This is a genomic window from Bradyrhizobium sp. S3.7.6, assembly GCF_054061875.1.
The window spans coordinates 5,090,027-5,106,318 of record NZ_JBSSEQ010000001.1; the positions used below are offsets into that span (position 1 = coordinate 5,090,027).

Consider the following 16,292-nt stretch of genomic DNA (forward strand, 5'->3'; position numbering starts at 1 on the left):
CGCGCACGAAAGAGCAGCCCTTCAGGTGTGTGGAAGGAATGAAGTCAGATCGCTTTCCGGTCGCGGCCGGTCCAACAATCCGAGCTTCACCGGCACATCGTAAAGGCGACCCGGTGCGAAACGGCGATAGAAGTGACGCAGGCCGGGAACGAGCACTCTGACGACCGGAACCTCGACGTCGGGACGTGTCTGGTCGAGGACGAGGAAATCGTAACCTGAACGGGCGGCGATCTCGACGCAGGCAATGACCTGGTCACGCGTATTGTCGTGAAGCTTGAGGCTCGGCGCCGGGGGAACGATCGGGTGGTCGCTCGGTGTCAGGAACGGGTAGTCTTCCAGGCGCAGCGGCGTGACACCGTCGAGGGTCGGCTTCTCGCCGCTTGCGCCGCCCATCATGCCGACGGACATAAATTGGGTCAGTTCGGTGAGGGATCGCAGCAGCGCTATATGGCGGTCGAAATGCGCGCCGGAACCGAACTCGATATTCTCGTGTCCATTCTGCATCCAGTGCATGATCGCCACGTAAGTCGGAATGCCGAGATCCGTGGTGATGTCGAGCACCCACAGCTTGCGCCCGGCTTCCGCAAATTGAGCCTGGAGATCCCGAACATAGAAATCGTCGAATTGCCCGAGATCGACCTCGGCGCGTTGCACCCGGTTGTACCACCAGATCGCGTAGGCATCGCGCTCGATCAGTTCGAGGAAGCCCTGAACGATGGCTTCGTCGCGGGTGTTGCCGGCCGCACAGCCGTTGGAATCCGTATGAAAGCCGCCATAGAAGAAGTACAGGAGGCCGGTCGGCAGATATTTGAAGCGTTTGTCGCGCAACGACGAGACCGGCGACCACTCGGTCCTCGTCGAGGGATCGAACGGCTCGGGCACCGGATGGGGATCGTCCGGCTGCTGCAGAAACCTGGTCTTGAACTGCGTTTCGCTGAAGAGCTGGACGTCGTTGGGAAGAAGTGCGTCGCCAGGCGCGAAATCGGCAAAGCGGCGCGTCGTCCTGATCTCATCGCCCTGGAAAATGCCCGAATAGCGTTCGATCGACTCCATCAGCGCGCTTGCCTCGCCCTGTTCAGCCGTCGAGCCCTTGCCAAAGCTGCCCCCGCTCAATCCGGACCTGAGCTGGTCGACGCTGTGGGCTGGCGCGGAGAAATTGTGCTGGGCGAAGTAATTGGTGTTCATCGGCAGGTCGACGTCGATCCGCTCGAGCCGGGTGACCACGCCGGTCAGCGGGCTCACATGCTTGCGGAAGCGCGACACCGTCGACCGGGACGTCACGGTGCGATATCCACCGCTGGTCATGACGAGCCTCTTGCCCTCGGCAATCTCGACCAGGGCCGGAGATCGGCGCGGGTTGTTCAGCTTCCTGCTGCCGCAGGTCGGACATTGCGGACGTCGCGTCACGTAGTGCTTGGCGATGGCGGCGCCGGTCAGGTCGAAACTTGCGATGTGATCGCACAAATCGGTGCGAAAATCCGAGGCAATTGCCTTGGCGATCTCGACGGCCGCAAAATGGATCCCAGTCTTGCCGACGCTTTCTCTGACGAGAGGCGATATGGCAACCGCACGCGCCGGTCCCCGGTCAAGAAACCCCTTGATCTCCCGGTTGCGGATCATGCGATCGAACAGGCAGGTCCAGCAGGCGCTCTCGCCCGGTTTGAACATGGGCCCGACCAGCGGAAACGCGCCGGACGGCTGTACCAGCAGCCATGGCGTCTTGCTGGCTACGCGTTCGTGGTTCAATTCGGCGAGCCGCCCGTCAAGATAATCGTTCACCAGCGTGATCGTGAGCTGCGGCGAGCGCTTGGCGATTTGAACGCCGAGCTTACTCAAGGCCGCGGTCAGCTCCTTGGCGCCTTTGACGTCAATCGAGTCGACCTGAACGGGGCAATTGCGAAGATTTTGTTCCGCGATCTCCAGGGGCATGCCGAGGCTTGCCAGGAAACCGCCGACGGCGTCGTCGAACGCTTTCGGGGTCCGCGCAACGACATATCGGCGATCGAGCAGCCGCTTGATTGCTTCCTCGATCTTGTCGGCCGGGAAGCGCTTCGAAAGCTGGCGAATGATCTCCGACCTGGCCTTGCCGTGTTGCCCGATCGCGGTGGCGAGGGCGCAGTAGAGCTCGCCGTGCAGGAAGAATTTGCGGTTCTCGGAATAGAGACAAACCGCATCGGGAGGCAGCAAGTAAGCGGTGAAGTTCGGTGCAAATCGGAGAATGTCTTTGCGGGTCTGCCGCGCAACGCGGGTCTTGCGAGTTGCAGTCATTGAGTCAGCACGCTGATCCTGTTGCCGTCACGCTAGATCCCCGGCGCAAGATGGATCGTCGCGACCGCGCGCCGGAATTTTCCCAGAGAATTGAAACGAATTCAGCTGTCACCCGCAAGCCGCCGATGCAGGCGTCGTAGCGAAATCAAGCAATTGGCCGGACCCTTTCTTGAGGCCGGCCAATGACCTATCAACCCGTGAATTTGACATTCGGAATGCGCCGGGGTCTAGCACACGCGGCAGCGGCCCCACGATGCGCAGCAACCCGCGCATGATACGGCGCATCCCACCACACCAACGCCACAGCCGACAGCACAGCCAACTGCACAACCCGCACATCGGCAACCGACGCCACATCGGCAACCACGGCAAGCCCGACAGCCTCCGCAGCCGCGGCAACCGCCGCATCCGCGCCATGCCAGCTGCACGCGGCTACCGGCGTTTTCCTTGTCGAAGAGATGGAAGGTGGCCAGGCTGACGTCAGCCATTTCCTCTTCATCGAGCGTGATTGCCTGGCCCGTTCCAAGGTGCGGCAATTGTTGTACGTCGGGTGTCGGCACGGCGGACGCCGATGCGCCTCCCGCCAGCGAGAACGTCAACCCTGCGGCTCCGAACGCCGGCACGGCGACTTTGCTTACTCGCTTCTTCCCTTTAGAAGTCTTCTTCGCCTGCCGCATGGTCGAACCTCCGAGCATTGCAAGAAGTATCCCAGCCGCGGTAAGTCTACGCCCAGGAAATAACGCGGGCAACAATTACGCGCACAAAAGCGCGGGGCTGCACGTTCGGGATGTATTCATCTTCATGAACGGCAACCGGCACGGCCGGTTGACACAACGCGTCAACGATCAACGCTCTCGGTGCGAGGGCAACTTGGTGCAGTGCCGCAATCGCATCCAGGTTTGAACGGAGAGATCGGCGTGGCGGATCAACTCGGACGTTTCGCTTGGTACGAACTGCTGACCACGGACGTCGCGGCGGCGGGCGCATTCTATCGCAAGGTCGTCGGCTGGGGCGTGACGGATGAATCGACTCCGGAACTGCCTTACACGGTGCTTCGTAGCGGCGGCACCCCACTGGGCGGCCTTATGGATATCCCGGAAGAGGGGCGAAGATCAGGGGCAACGCCGAGATGGATGGGTTACGTCGCTGTCGACGACCTGGACGGGGCTGCCGCGCAGATCAGGCGTCTCGAAGGCACGATCTTTGTGCCGCCGACCGACACCAATATTGGCCGAATAGCAGTCGCTGCCGATCCGCAGGAAGCGACGTTCGGGCTGATCGAGAAACCGACATATGGCCGATGGAAACCGGGCCGGCTGGACGAGCCCGGGCGCGTAGGCTGGCATGAGCTATTGGCCGCCGACCGGACCGTGATCTTGGATTTCTACAGAGAACTATTTGGTTGGCAGAAGGCTGACGCTCAAACCGATCCAGCGGACTGGTACCAATTGTTTTCGGCGGGGGGGCAAACGGTCGGCGGCATGCTGACGAAACTTTCGAGCGTAGCGCAGCCATGTTGGCTGCATTACTTCAATGTCGACGACATCGGCGCTGCGACGAAGCATGTGAATGCTGGTGGAGGCCGGATCCTCCAGGGTCCGATCGAATTGCCTGATGGCTGCTGGATCGCACGATGTGTGGATCCCCAGGGCGCGCTGTTTGCACTGCAGGGTGCCGGGGGTCATGCAGGCATCGAGCCATTCTCGGCCTCGGAAGTCGGGTGGTCCGCCAAGTGGGGCGGCATCGCCTCCCAGGGGAGAATTGTGCTGCCCAAGCCGAAGCGCTAGCTGCTGCGGCGTTCGTCCGGCGCTGGCGCGACCCTGCAATAACCCGCGCCCGGAGCAGGGGAGGCCTGCGCGGGGCCGATCCGGGTCGTTTCGGGGCAAGTTCCCGTTGCGCGCGCCCAGCCCGTGCGCTATCCGGCCGGAAAGGCCTGAGGCGGCTTCCATTTTTCCGCCCGGCTGACCCAACCGAGGACGGAAACCGCCATGCCAGCCTATCGCTCCCGCACCACCACCCACGGCCGCAACATGGCGGGCGCCCGCGGCCTCTGGCGCGCGACGGGCATGAAGGATGCCGATTTCGGCAAGCCGATCATCGCGGTCGTGAACTCCTTCACCCAGTTCGTGCCCGGCCACGTCCACCTCAAGGACCTCGGCCAGCTCGTGGCGCGCGAGATCGAGCAGGCCGGCGGCGTCGCCAAGGAATTCAACACCATCGCGGTCGATGACGGCATCGCCATGGGCCATGACGGCATGCTCTACAGCCTGCCGTCGCGCGAACTGATTGCCGACAGCGTCGAGTACATGGCCAACGCGCACTGCGCCGACGGCCTCGTCTGCATCTCCAACTGCGACAAGATCACGCCCGGCATGCTGATGGCCGCGCTGCGGCTCAACATCCCCGCCGTGTTCGTCTCGGGCGGCCCGATGGAGGCCGGCAAGGTCACGCTGCAGGGCAAGACCAAGGCCGTCGACCTCATCGACGCCATGGTGGCGGCCGCCGACTCCAAGGTCAGCGACGAGGACGTCAAGGTGATCGAGCGCTCGGCGTGTCCGACCTGCGGCTCCTGCTCGGGCATGTTCACGGCCAATTCGATGAATTGCCTGACCGAAGCGCTTGGCCTCGCATTGCCCGGCAACGGCACGGTGGTGGCGACCCATGCAGACCGCAAGCGCCTGTTCGTCGAGGCCGGCCACACCATCGTCGATATCGTGCGCCGCTATTACGAGCAGGACGATGCCTCCGTGCTGCCGCGCAACGTCGCCAACTTCAAGGCGTTCGAGAACGCGATGACGCTGGATATCGCCATGGGCGGCTCGACCAACACCGTGCTGCATCTGCTGGCGGCGGCCCATGAAGGGCAGGTGGAGTTCACCATGCAGGACATCGACCGGCTGTCGCGCCGCGTGCCCGTGCTGTGCAAGGTCGCGCCATCGGTCGCCGACGTCCATGTCGAGGACGTGCATCGCGCCGGCGGCATCATGGGCATTCTGGGCGAGCTCGACCGCGCCGGCCTGATCGACACCTCGGTCTCGACCGTGCACGCGCCGACCATGAACGACGCGCTGGAGCGCTGGGACATCAAGCGCTCCAAGAGCGAGTCTGTCCGCACGTTCTTCCGCGCTTCGCCCGGCGGCATTCCGACCCAAGTCGCCTTCAGCCAGGAGCGCCGTTACGACGAGCTCGATAGCGATCGCGAGAAGGGTGTGGTCCGCAACCTCGAGCATGCCTTCAGCAAGGATGGTGGTCTCGCCGTGCTCTACGGCAACCTCGCGCAGGACGGCTGCATCGTGAAGACCGCGGGCGTCGACGCCTCGATCCTGAAATTCTCCGGCCCGGCGCGCGTGTTCGAAAGCCAGGACGCCGCTGTGGAAGGCATCCTGGGCGGCAAGGTTGTTGCCGGCGAGGTCGTGGTCATCATTTACGAAGGTCCGCGCGGCGGCCCCGGCATGCAGGAGATGCTGTATCCGACCAGCTACCTGAAATCGATGGGCCTCGGCAAAGCCTGCGCGCTCGTCACCGACGGACGCTTCTCCGGCGGCTCGTCCGGCCTGTCGATCGGCCATCTGTCGCCGGAAGCGGCGGAAGGCGGCAACATCGGTCTGGTGCGTACCGGCGACCGCATCGCCATCGACATCCCGAACCGCAGCATCACGCTGGAAGTCTCCGACGAGGAGCTCGCCAAGCGCCGCGCCGCGGAAGAGGCGAAGGGCGATGCCGCCTGGCAGGCTGTGGGCCGCAAGCGCAACGTCTCGACCGCGCTCCAGGCTTACGCAGCACTCACCACCAGCGCCGCACGCGGTGCGGTGCGTGAAGTGAAGCGGCGCACGAAGTAAGCGCGGCACCGTCCGCGCCTCGCGCGCATGGTCAACAAGTCCTGAACGGCCGGCGAAAGCCGGCCGTTCGCATTAAGGATGCCTCGACGAAGTTCGGCAACTCGGGATGTTGCAGCGTATGCTGCTCGCGACCTTCGCAAATCCATTTTGGGCAACTGGGGCACCACCACAATGTCTCGTACTCTCGCTGTCGTTTTCTCAACAGTCGTCGCCGCGATTTCCATGACGAGCGCGGCCTCTGCCGGCTGCTACAATTGCTACGCGCCGCCGCCGTGCCAGACCTGCTACCAGCAGCAATACGTGCAGCCGCAATACCGCACCGTCGACGAGACCGTGATGGTGTCGCCCGGCGCAACCGTCGCACACCGCACGCCGGCGCAGTACCGCACCGTGATGGTGCCGCAGACCGTGATGGTGGCACCGCCGAGCGTCCAGTACGAACGCATCCCGCCGCAATACGCCACGCGCCAGCGCGTCGAGATGGTTTCGCCAGGCTATTCCTATTACGCGCCGGTGCAGATGGGCTGCGCGTCCTGCGGCTACTGAGCCATCGCAGCGACGAAGAGTGTCGGGCGGCGCTCCTTTGGGGGCGCCGTTTTCTTTTGAGGCAGCAAACGAGGCCCGGAAATGGACGCGAATCCAACCGGGCCTCGCAACCGGCGACGCCCTGGGCGGTGTCGCCAGTGTCCGGGATTGCTGAGGGGCGGCGTGTGTCGGCGGCCGACATGTTGCGAAGCTAGACGAACAGGCTGACGCTCGCCTGACAGATCGCGTGCGGCGGAAAATTCAGGCTTGGGGTGAGGGCGCGCGTTTGGAGGTGCCGGTACCAACGGACGGTGGCGCGACGCGCCGCCGCCATTTCTCTCGATGCTGGAGCTCTCGTACCGGCCGCGTATTAGGACAGCTTCAATGCCATGTGAATTACACCGGGTTCGCGGGTCGTTGCTGGCTTGAAGCCAAACTTGTCGAAGACGCGGAGCATCGCTGCGTTCTCCGGTAGCACTTCCGCGGTCAACTCCGTCAAACCGGCCTCGCGGGCGATCGCGATCAGATGGTGCGTCAGCAGCCCGCCGACGCCGCGTCCCTGCCAGGCATCGATCACGACGAAAGCTGCTTCGGCCCGTCCAGGCTCGAATATGACATAGCGACCACCGCCGATGATCATGCTGCGGCTCGCCTCTTCCGTGCACGCAACCAGCGCCACGTGGTTTCTGAAATCGGGTTCCATGAAGAAAGCGCGTTCCCGTTCGGAAAAATGACGCTTCGTCACAAAGAAGCGGCGTTGGAGCGATTGAGCGCTGGTCTCCTCGAGCGCGGCAAGCATGTCGGGCTCATCCTCGGGACGAAGCGCCCGGATATCGACCAATCGTCCGTCGCGTAGTCTCTCCTGGCGGCTGTAATTGGCTGCATCCGGCACTTAAGCTCTCCCGCGGCCCGATTGCGGCGTGCCCCCGCGGGGCGGTTGGTCGATCCCGATTGACGCGAACGCCGTCACCAACCGTTGACCTAAATCAACGTCAGCGACCGCCGACCTTTTTGAATGACCTCGCGCGACGACGAGGTCGAACATGGCAATCAAAGACTTAAAGCTGCCTGATGGCCCGATGTCGGGGCTGGTCGCCTCGGCCGTGGAATACATGGTCGATGCGGGACAGCGCAGCGTCCTGTTCCTGGACATCATGCGCCAGCGTGGCGACCAGTATCGCGAGCACGTCGCCCAGACCGCGCCGCATGTGCTGCAATATGCTGCAGAATTAATCACGGACGGCCGGAAGCTGGACGAACCGGTCAACTACGCGCTGGTGCGCATCATTCCGCCGAAGGATGTTGAGATCGACATGAGCCGGCGTCCGTTCGTCGTGGTCGATCCGCGCGCCGGCCATGGACCCGGCATCGGCGGCTTCAAGGCCGATAGCGAGATCGGCGTCGCCATGAAGGCGGGACATCCCTGCTACTTCATCGGCTTCCTTCCGGAGCCGATGCCCGGGCAGACCATCGAACGCATTGCGCGCGTGGAAGCCACCTTCATCGAGACCGTCATCAGCCGTCATCCGGACGCCGACGGAAAGCCCTGCGTGATCGGCAATTGTCAGGCCGGCTGGGCCGTCATGATCCTGGCGTCACTGCGGCCGGAATTATTCGGGCCGCTGATCATCGCCGGTGCGCCGCTGGCTTACTGGGCAGGCGTGCATGGCAAATACCCCATGCGCTATTCCGGCGGCCTGCTGGGCGGAAGCTGGCTCACGGCGCTCACGAGCGATCTCGGCGCCGGCAAGTTCGACGGCGCCTGGCTGGTGCAGAATTTCGAGAACCAGAACCCGTCGAATACGCTCTGGACCAAGCAGTACAACGTCTACTCCAAGGTCGATACCGAGGCGGAACGCTATCTCGATTTCGAGCGCTGGTGGGGCGGACACGTCAATCTCAATGCCGAGGAAATCCAGTTCATCGTCGACGAACTGTTCATCGGCAACAATCTCGCCGCCGGCAAGATCGAGATGTCCGATGGCCAGAAGGTCGATCTGCGCAACATTCGCTCGCCGATCGTTGTGTTCTGCTCCAAGGGCGACAATGTCACCCCACCGCAGCAGGCGTTGGACTGGATACTGGACTGCTACGCCGACGTCGACGAGATCAGAGCTTACGGACAGACCATTGTCTATACCGTTCACGAGAGCATCGGTCATCTCGGGATCTTCGTATCCGGCGGCGTGGCCAAGAAGGAGCACGCTGAGTTCTCCAGCAACATCGACCTGATCGACGTGCTGCCGCCAGGGCTCTACGAGGCCACGTTCGAGGCCCGTGGCAACGAGACGCTCAATGCGGATCTTGCGGCAGGCCAGTGGGTGATGCGGTGCGAGGCCCGCACGCTGGACGATATCCACGCGATGGGCGGAAATTCGCCCGAGGACGAGCGGCGCTTCGCCGCGGCCAAGCGTGTCTCGGAGCTCAATCTCGCTGCCTATCGGAAATTCATGCGGCCGTGGGTGAAGGGCATGGTGACGCCCCAACTCGCGGAATGGGCCCGCAACATGCATCCGCTGCGGCTGCAATACGAGACGTTCAGCAGCCAGAACCCCTGGATGTCCACGGTCAAGTCGGCTGCCGATCATGTCGAGAAGGATCGCAAGCCGGCTTCAAAGGACAATCCATTCCTGTCATTCCAGGAACAAATGTCGAAGCAGATCGTGCACGCGCTGGATAGCTGGCGCGACGCGCAGGAGGCGCTGAGCGAGGCCGTCTTCCTCAACCTCTACGGCTCGCCGCTGCTCCAGGCCGCGGTCGGCGTCGACCCTAATTCCGTTCCCTCGCGCCGCCGGGAGATGTCGCCGGAGCATCGCGCCATGCTCGCGGCACGGATCGCCGAGCTAAAATCGCACATCGGTGAGGGCGGGCTCCGCGAAGCGGCGCTCCGCGCGCTGCTTTATGTTGGCTCCGCACGCGGCATGGTGGATGAGCGGAGCATCGAGGCGTTGCGGCAGGTTCGGCGTGACCATGCCGGCGCCCGCATAACGCTGTCGGAATTCAAGAAGCTGGTGCGTGAGCAGTTCTTCATGCTGCTTCTTGATCGCGAAGGTGCTCTCGCTGCGATCCCGAAATTGTTGCCCGACGATACCGACCAGCGGCGTGCGGCCTTCTCGGCGATGCGCGAGGTGCTGTCGGCGAGTGAGGACATCACCGGCGAGCGGGCCAATCGCCTGAAGCGCGTCGCCGCGCTTTTCGGTCTGGACGGAGAGGGGGAGTTGACATCGAACGTCGCTCCTTTCGATCCCAAGGCAAGGGCGTCGTAACGCGGATTGGCAGGATCGGGAGTGACATCATGTCGGCCGACACGACGCAAACCCAGCCCGGTAGCAAGTACGATCGCTTAATTGCGGCGGCGAAGGGTGCGCCGCCAACGCCGACCATCGTGGTGCATCCTTGCGACGAGACCTCGCTGCGCGGTGCCATCGACAGCGCAAGCGCCGGCATTATCCGGCCCGTGCTCGTCGGGCCCGAGCGGAAGATCAAGGATACCGCCGCCCGGTGCGATCTCGATGTGTCCGGCTTCGAGATCGTTGATGCCGCGCACAGCGACGAAGCCGCGGCCAAGGGCGTCGAGCTCATCCATGCCGCCAAAGGCGAGCTGTTGATGAAGGGCAGCCTGCACACCGACGAATTGATGCGCGCCGTCACGGCCAAGACCGGTGGCTTGCGCACCGATCGACGTATCAGCCATGTCTTCGTGATGGATGTGCCGGCCTATGCAGAGACCATCTTCGTGACGGATGCGGCGATCAACATCTTCCCCGATCTTGACGCCAAACGCGACATCATTCAGAACGCGATCGACCTCTACAACCAGGCAGGGTTCGGCAAGACGCCGCGGGTGGCGATTCTGTCCGCCGTCGAGACCGTGACCTCGAAAATCCCCTCGACAATCGAAGCCGCTGCCCTGTGCAAGATGGCTGATCGCGGCCAGATCACCGGCGGCATCCTCGACGGCCCGCTGGCTTTCGACAATGCCATCGATCTCGAAGCCGCGCGGATCAAGGGCATCACATCCGAGGTCGCCGGCCGCGCCCAGATCCTGATGGTTCCGGACCTTGAGTCCGGCAACATGCTCGCCAAGAATCTCGCCTATTTCGCCAAGGCCGATGGCGCCGGCATCGTGCTCGGTGCGCGCGTGCCCGTCGTGCTGACCTCGCGCGCGGATTCGCCACGTGCGCGGATGGCGTCCTGTGCCGTCGCCGCGCTCTATGCTCATGCCCGGCGCCGGAAGGCGCCGACGGTTGCCGCGTGATCGCCATGGATACGATCCTCGTCGTCAATGCCGGCTCGTCCAGTGTGAAGTTTCAGGTCTATGCGATCGAAGGCGACGGTGCGCTTCGTCGTCAGATCAAGGGACAGATGGACGGTATCGGCAGCCGACCGCGTCTGCGGGCAAGTGGCCCGAGCGGCGATCCGATGGCCGATCGGGCCTATCCGATCGAGGCTGTGCCTGATGTTCCGGCGGCGATGGCCGTTGCCGGCGACTGGCTGCGGGACGAACTTCGCGTCACACCGATCGCGGTCGGTCACCGGGTCGTGCATGGTGGGCCGGACTATTCGCGGCCGGTACTGATCGACCACGGCGTCGTGTCCCGTCTCGAACGATTTGTGACCCTGGCGCCGCTGCACCAGCCGCACAATCTGGCGCCGATCCGTTCGCTGCTGGCGAATTTCCCGACGCTGCCACAGGTTGCTTGCTTCGACACCGCATTTCACCGCACGCATGATGCCGTCGCCGACCATTATGCCATTCCGCATCAACTTCATGCCGAGGGTGTCAGGCGCTATGGCTTTCATGGGCTGTCCTACGAGTATATCGCCCGGACCCTGCCGGGCGTGGCGCCCGATATCGCGAAGCGGCGCGTGATCGTTGCCCATCTCGGCAGCGGCGCGTCGATGTGCGCGCTCAAGGACGGGCGCAGCGTCGAGAGCACCATGGGTTTCACAGCGCTCGATGGCCTCCCGATGGGAACGCGTCCAGGCCAGATTGATCCCGGGGTGGTGATCTATCTTATCTCCGAGAAGGGGATGTCCGCCTCAAACGTGCAGAACTTCCTTTATCGCGACTGCGGATTGAAGGGGCTCTCCGGTGTCAGCAATGACATGCGCGAGTTGGAGGCGAGCGCCGACCCCAAGGCGAAGCTCGCGGTCGACTATTTCGTCTACCGGATCGGTCTCAATGCCGGCATGCTCGCGGCCGCCTTGCAGGGCCTCGACGCCTTCGTCTTCACGGCCGGGATCGGCGAGAATTCGGCGAACATTCGCGCGCGCGTGGTCGAGCAGCTCGGATGGCTCGGCGGCACGCTCGATCCCGTCGAGAACTCCCGCAATTCCAGATTGATCTCGCGTTCCGACAGCCGCATCCCCGTCTACGTCGTGCCGACCGACGAAGAGCTGATGATCGCACAGCATACGCTGTCGCTGTTGATGAACGGACAATCGACCAATCCAAGACAAGAGAGGGTGTCATGATCCCCGTGTTCCCGGATACAAAGGTTGCCCTGAAGGGCAAGAAGGGCCTCGTCGTCGGCATCGCGAACGACCAGTCCATTGCCTGGGGGTGCGCGAGGGCATTTCGTGCGCTTGGGGCCGATCTGGCCGTCACCTACCTTAACGATCGCGCCAAGAAACACGTCGAGCCGCTGGCGCAGGCGCTGGAAGCGCCGATCTTCATGCCGCTGGACGTGATGACGGAGGGGCAGACCGAGGCGGTGTTCGAGCGGATTACGAAGGAATGGGGACAGCTCGATTTCCTGCTGCATTCGATCGCCTTCTCGCCGAAGGAGGCGCTCCATGGCCGCGTGGTTGGACGTCGGCCGCGATGGCTTCCTTAAGACGATGGACGTCTCTTGCTGGTCATTCCTGCGCATGGCGCATCTCGCCGAGCCGCTAATGAAGAACGGCGGCACGATGTTCACCATGACTTATTATGGCAGCCAGATGGTGGTGGAGAACTACAACATCATGGGCGTGGCGAAAGCGGCGCTTGAAGCGGCCGTCCGCTACGCGGCCGCCGAGCTTGGCCCCAAGGGCATCCGCGTGCACGCGATCTCGCCCGGCCCGCTCGCCACGCGCGCGGCGTCAGGTATCCCGGAGTTCGACGAGCTCATGGACAAGGCGCAGTCCAAAGCGCCGGCGCGCAGCCTGGTCAGCATCGACGACGTCGGCAATGCCACCGCGTTCCTGGCGCTGGATGGTGCCAAGCTGATCACCGGGGGCGTTCTCTATATCGATGGCGGGTATCACATCATCGACTGAGCGCACTCAGCGATAGTGCAGGGCGATCAGCTCGGCGACACAAGCGGGCTTCTTGCCGCCCTCGATCTCGATCACGAGATGATAGTTGACGCGCAAGCCTTCCGGCGGCACGTCCTCGGTTTCAGCGACGGTGACCCGGCCGCGGAGCTTCGAGCCGGCCGGCACGGGCGCCAGATACCGGATGCGATCCGCGCCATAGTTCAGCGTATTGCGCAGCCCTTTCAAACCCATCACGGATCGAATGAACAGTGGAGCAAGCGAGAGCGACAGCAGGCCGTGAGCGATGGTGGTGCCGCCGGGCGCTTCCTTCCTGGCGCGGTCCTGGTCGACATGGATCCATTGTTCGTCACAGGTTGCTTCGGCGAATTTATTGATCCGATCCTGGGTCACTTCGATCCAGTCGCTCGCGCCGATCTCGGTGCCGACCGCGGATTTGATCTCGTTGAAGTCGCTGAATATCCGCATGGTCGTGACCTCGTCAGATCGTCATTTCCGGGATGTTGTCAGGAATGACCAATTCGGCCTCTGTCACCGCCACAACCTCGCCAACGCTGACACCTGGAGCGGTCTCGAGCAGCGTCGCCTTGCCGTCCGCAAAACCGATGACCGCCATGTCGGTCACGACCAGGTGGACCGGGCGCGCCGAGGTCAGAGGCAAGTTGCATGTCTTGACGATCTTCGACTTGCCCTTCGCTGCATGTTGCATGGCGACGATGACCCGCTTGGCGCCGCTGACGAGGTCCATCGCCCCGCCCATGCCCGGCACCATCTTGCCCGGGATCATCCAGTTGGCGAGAAGCCCATGCGCATCGACCTGGAGGCCGCCGAGCACGGTGACGTCGACATGGCCGCCGCGGATCAGTCCGAACGACATCGCGCTGTCGAAGGTCGCCGCACCTGGGAGCGCGCTAATGGGGCGGCCGCCGGCGTCTGTCAGCGTCGGATGCGCCATGCCTTGTTCGGGAATCGGCCCGGTGCCGATCAATCCGTTCTCCGACTGAAAAAAGACTTTCAAATCGGCCGGAACGTAATTCGCAACCAAGGTCGGAATGCCGATGCCGAGATTGACGAGGTTTCCGCTCTTCAACTCCCTGGCGACGCGTCGGGCGATGATGATCTGCGGGTCCATGATCTCACCCGTTGGTAATGAGGTAATCGACGAGCGGCGCCGGGGTCACGACGTGATCGGGCGCGATGACACCGACGGGCACGATGTTCTCTGCAGTGACGATGACCGTGTCGGCAGCCATCGCCATGACCGGGTTGAAGTTGCGGGAGGTCAGTGCGTAAGCGAGATTGCCGAGATAGTCGGCGAGAAACGCGTGAACCAGCGCGTACTGCGCCCGCAATGCCGTCTCCAGCAGGAACGGCTTGCCATCCACCTCGATCTGACGCTTGCCTTCGGCAACCAGCGTTCCGACGCCCGTCGGCGTCAGCACGCCGCCGAGGCCACATCCGCCTGCGCGGATGCGTTCGACAAAGGTGCCTTGCGGCACGAGATCGACGGCGATCTGGTTCGCGAGCATCTGCTGCTGCGCCTTCGGATTGAGGCCGATATGCGTTGCCGTCAGCCTTGAGACCAGCGCAGCGTCGAACAGCTTGCCGACGCCTTTGCCGGGGGTGGCGGCGTCATTGCAGATCAGCGACAGGCCGGTCTTGTTCTGCCGCACGAGTTCGTCAAGCAGGCGCTCCGGGGTTCCGACGCCCATAAAGCCGCCGACCATGACGCTCGCACCGGCCGGGATCATCGCAACGGCTTCTTCGACGGAAACGGCCTTCATGGGCGGAACTCCGGTCGGCAGGCGCAGGTGAATACTGGACCGATGTTGGGGGCGGGCAGACTCTCGGCTTTGATCTGCGTCAAGGTTGCCGGGTCATTCGCGCGGGCCAACGCCGACGCCTGCAAGGGTCTCGTGCCAGAGCCTGCGCACCTCGGCATGCCGCCGTTCGAGCGTCGCGCTGACGGCATCCCGGAAAGGTAGGAGGTCCGGGCCCTTCAGGAACAGAATCTGCGCCTGTAACAGGCGGCCGCTTTCGAACTCGATGCGGCGCAGCGCCATCACGAAGGGATCGTTCGCGTTCGCTTCCGTCGGCAGCAGGGCCGCCGGCCGGATCCCGGCATGGACCGCATGTGCGAGCGTCGCGAGGTGAATGTTCTGTGCGCGGGTGTGGTCGGCGATGCCTTCGATCGGGGCGGGGAGCCAGGCCATCTCCCAGGATGCCGCCATGGGGCCCAGCGCGAGGTCCGGGACCCAGGCGGTCGCGCGCATGAGAAGCGAGACGATCTCGCTCTCGCGATAGAACTGCGCGTGCAATTCGGTCTGCCAGGCGGCATCGAATCTCGCGGGCAGGGCGACCGCGAATTGCCGTGCCAGCGCACCATGCGCAGAAACCAGGAACGCGGCGACCCGCGTCTGCTGGCGCGGCGGCACGCGCCCGTCGGCTTGCAGCGGTCCGAAGAATGCGCTCATGTTGCTGGCCTCTGCATCGGAATCGCGCGCAGATGGTCATAGCCGGCGGGAAACGGCGAAAAGTCTCCGCCGGCATCCTCCGGCGCGATCAAGACCTGCTTGTTGCCCTGCCAGCGGCCAGCCAACACGTCCTCGGCGAAGCGCGCCAGCAGGTCGGCTGTTAATGCAGCCTTTTCGAGCGTGAAGGCGTGATAGGCCCTCGGAATGATGACGAGCGCACTGTCAGGAATTTCCACACGCAACGTCTCGTGCAGCGCCCGCGGCGTGAGGAAGTCGAACTCGCCGTTCAGGATCATGGTCGGGACGGATATTGAGGAGAGCTGCGGCGTCAGCGGCTTGAAGTCGAGGAAAGACTCCATCAGGTTCTGAAGGGCGTACACGTCGTTGACCAGCCAGCCCTGCCGCTTCACGCTGTCGAGCTTGTCCAGCAGCGGCTTCAGCCACTGGTCGGACAGGTTCATCGGCAGCAGCAGATCCTGGAGGTAGCCGGTGCCGCCCAGAATGAGGCCGGTGCGCAAGGCGTTGCCGATCAGAAGCAGTTGTGGTGAAAGCTCGGCAAAGCAGCTCATCGGCACAAGGCCCGACAGCCGCGCGCCATGCTCGATGGCATAGCGCAACGCGATCAGGCCACCGAAACTGATGCCACTGAGGAAGACCGGACCGTCGCCAAGTTCGCCGATCAGGCGATGCAGCACGGCGATGTGGTCGTCCTGATCGATGAACAGCGCGGGCTTGTCGGAGACGCCCTGGCCGAGCAGGTCGAAGGTAGCCACCCGGAACCGCCGTGCGATCAGCGTGTCGCGATACGCGCCCCAAAGCTCGGAATACTGCGTGAGACCGTTCACCAGCACATAGGCAGGCGCATTCGCCGGTCCGTCGAGCTCATAGCGGATACGATATGAGCCATGACTGAGGAAGGGCATTG

General features: G+C 63.5%; 13 protein-coding genes and 1 pseudogene. 7 read left to right on the forward strand and 7 right to left on the reverse strand.

Features of this window, described 5'->3' with window-relative positions; translation table 11 throughout:
- Positions 1-21: 21 nt before the first annotated feature.
- The gene (locus tag ACVJ5M_RS24735) at positions 22-2,268 is read right to left on the reverse strand and encodes a TOMM precursor leader peptide-binding protein (protein ID WP_354099689.1); all 2,247 of its coding nucleotides are present in this window, start codon (positions 2,266-2,268) and stop codon (positions 22-24) included.
- 917 nt (positions 2,269-3,185) lie between these two features.
- Between ACVJ5M_RS24735 and ACVJ5M_RS24740 the strand changes: the two genes are divergently transcribed.
- The 3 genes from ACVJ5M_RS24740 to ACVJ5M_RS24750 all read left to right on the forward strand — a co-directional run bounded on the left by ACVJ5M_RS24740 (position 3,186) and on the right by ACVJ5M_RS24750 (position 6,653).
- Positions 3,186-4,055 (forward strand): VOC family protein, encoded by an 870-nt coding sequence (locus tag ACVJ5M_RS24740; RefSeq protein WP_354096483.1) that lies wholly within the window; start codon positions 3,186-3,188, stop codon positions 4,053-4,055.
- 201 nt (positions 4,056-4,256) lie between these two features.
- Positions 4,257-6,107, forward strand: coding sequence for a dihydroxy-acid dehydratase (gene ilvD, locus ACVJ5M_RS24745; protein ID WP_354096484.1), 1,851 nt, complete (start codon positions 4,257-4,259; stop codon positions 6,105-6,107).
- A gap of 222 nt (positions 6,108-6,329) precedes the next feature.
- Positions 6,330-6,653 carry a hypothetical protein gene (locus ACVJ5M_RS24750; protein ID WP_014495230.1) on the forward strand — a complete coding sequence of 108 codons (324 nt, stop codon included), beginning with the start codon at positions 6,330-6,332 and terminating at the stop codon, positions 6,651-6,653.
- A 349-nt stretch (positions 6,654-7,002) separates the two neighbouring features.
- Here the strand turns inward: ACVJ5M_RS24750 and ACVJ5M_RS24755 are convergent, their stop codons facing one another.
- A complete protein-coding gene (locus ACVJ5M_RS24755; RefSeq protein ID WP_354096485.1) occupies positions 7,003-7,524 on the reverse strand; it encodes a GNAT family N-acetyltransferase in 522 nt (173 codons plus the stop codon).
- A 151-nt stretch (positions 7,525-7,675) separates the two neighbouring features.
- Between ACVJ5M_RS24755 and ACVJ5M_RS24760 the strand changes: the two genes are divergently transcribed.
- The 4 genes and pseudogenes from ACVJ5M_RS24760 (at position 7,676) to fabI (ending at position 12,896) form a co-directional block, all read left to right on the forward strand.
- Positions 7,676-9,898: a DUF3141 domain-containing protein gene (locus tag ACVJ5M_RS24760; RefSeq protein WP_354099688.1), complete on the forward strand. Its 2,223-nt coding sequence runs from the start codon at positions 7,676-7,678 to the stop codon at positions 9,896-9,898.
- A 29-nt stretch (positions 9,899-9,927) separates the two neighbouring features.
- Positions 9,928-10,890 (forward strand): phosphate acetyltransferase, encoded by a 963-nt coding sequence (locus tag ACVJ5M_RS24765; protein ID WP_354096489.1) that lies wholly within the window; start codon positions 9,928-9,930, stop codon positions 10,888-10,890.
- Between the two features lie 5 nt (positions 10,891-10,895).
- Entirely contained in the window at positions 10,896-12,110 is a 1,215-nt protein-coding gene (locus ACVJ5M_RS24770) for an acetate/propionate family kinase (protein ID WP_354096490.1), read from the forward strand.
- Positions 12,107-12,896 (forward strand): annotated as a pseudogene (gene fabI, locus ACVJ5M_RS24775) (enoyl-ACP reductase FabI). The gene ACVJ5M_RS24770 and the pseudogene fabI overlap by 4 nt, the downstream one beginning before the upstream one ends.
- Positions 12,897-12,902: 6 nt before the next feature.
- Here the strand turns inward: fabI and ACVJ5M_RS24780 are convergent.
- The 5 genes from ACVJ5M_RS24780 to ACVJ5M_RS24800 all read right to left on the reverse strand — a co-directional run bounded on the left by ACVJ5M_RS24780 (position 12,903) and on the right by ACVJ5M_RS24800 (position 16,290).
- Entirely contained in the window at positions 12,903-13,361 is a 459-nt protein-coding gene (locus ACVJ5M_RS24780) for a MaoC family dehydratase (protein WP_354096492.1), read from the reverse strand.
- A gap of 13 nt (positions 13,362-13,374) precedes the next feature.
- A complete protein-coding gene (locus tag ACVJ5M_RS24785; protein ID WP_071913865.1) occupies positions 13,375-14,025 on the reverse strand; it encodes a 3-oxoacid CoA-transferase subunit B in 651 nt (216 codons plus the stop codon).
- 4 nt (positions 14,026-14,029) lie between these two features.
- The gene (locus ACVJ5M_RS24790) at positions 14,030-14,677 is read right to left on the reverse strand and encodes a CoA transferase subunit A (RefSeq protein WP_063983266.1); all 648 of its coding nucleotides are present in this window, start codon (positions 14,675-14,677) and stop codon (positions 14,030-14,032) included.
- A 93-nt stretch (positions 14,678-14,770) separates the two neighbouring features.
- Entirely contained in the window at positions 14,771-15,367 is a 597-nt protein-coding gene (locus tag ACVJ5M_RS24795; protein ID WP_354096493.1) for a hypothetical protein, read from the reverse strand.
- Positions 15,364-16,290 carry an alpha/beta fold hydrolase gene (locus ACVJ5M_RS24800; RefSeq protein ID WP_354096494.1) on the reverse strand — a complete coding sequence of 309 codons (927 nt, stop codon included), beginning with the start codon at positions 16,288-16,290 and terminating at the stop codon, positions 15,364-15,366. Before ACVJ5M_RS24800 ends, ACVJ5M_RS24795 begins: the two co-directional genes overlap by 4 nt.
- Positions 16,291-16,292 lie beyond the last annotated feature (2 nt).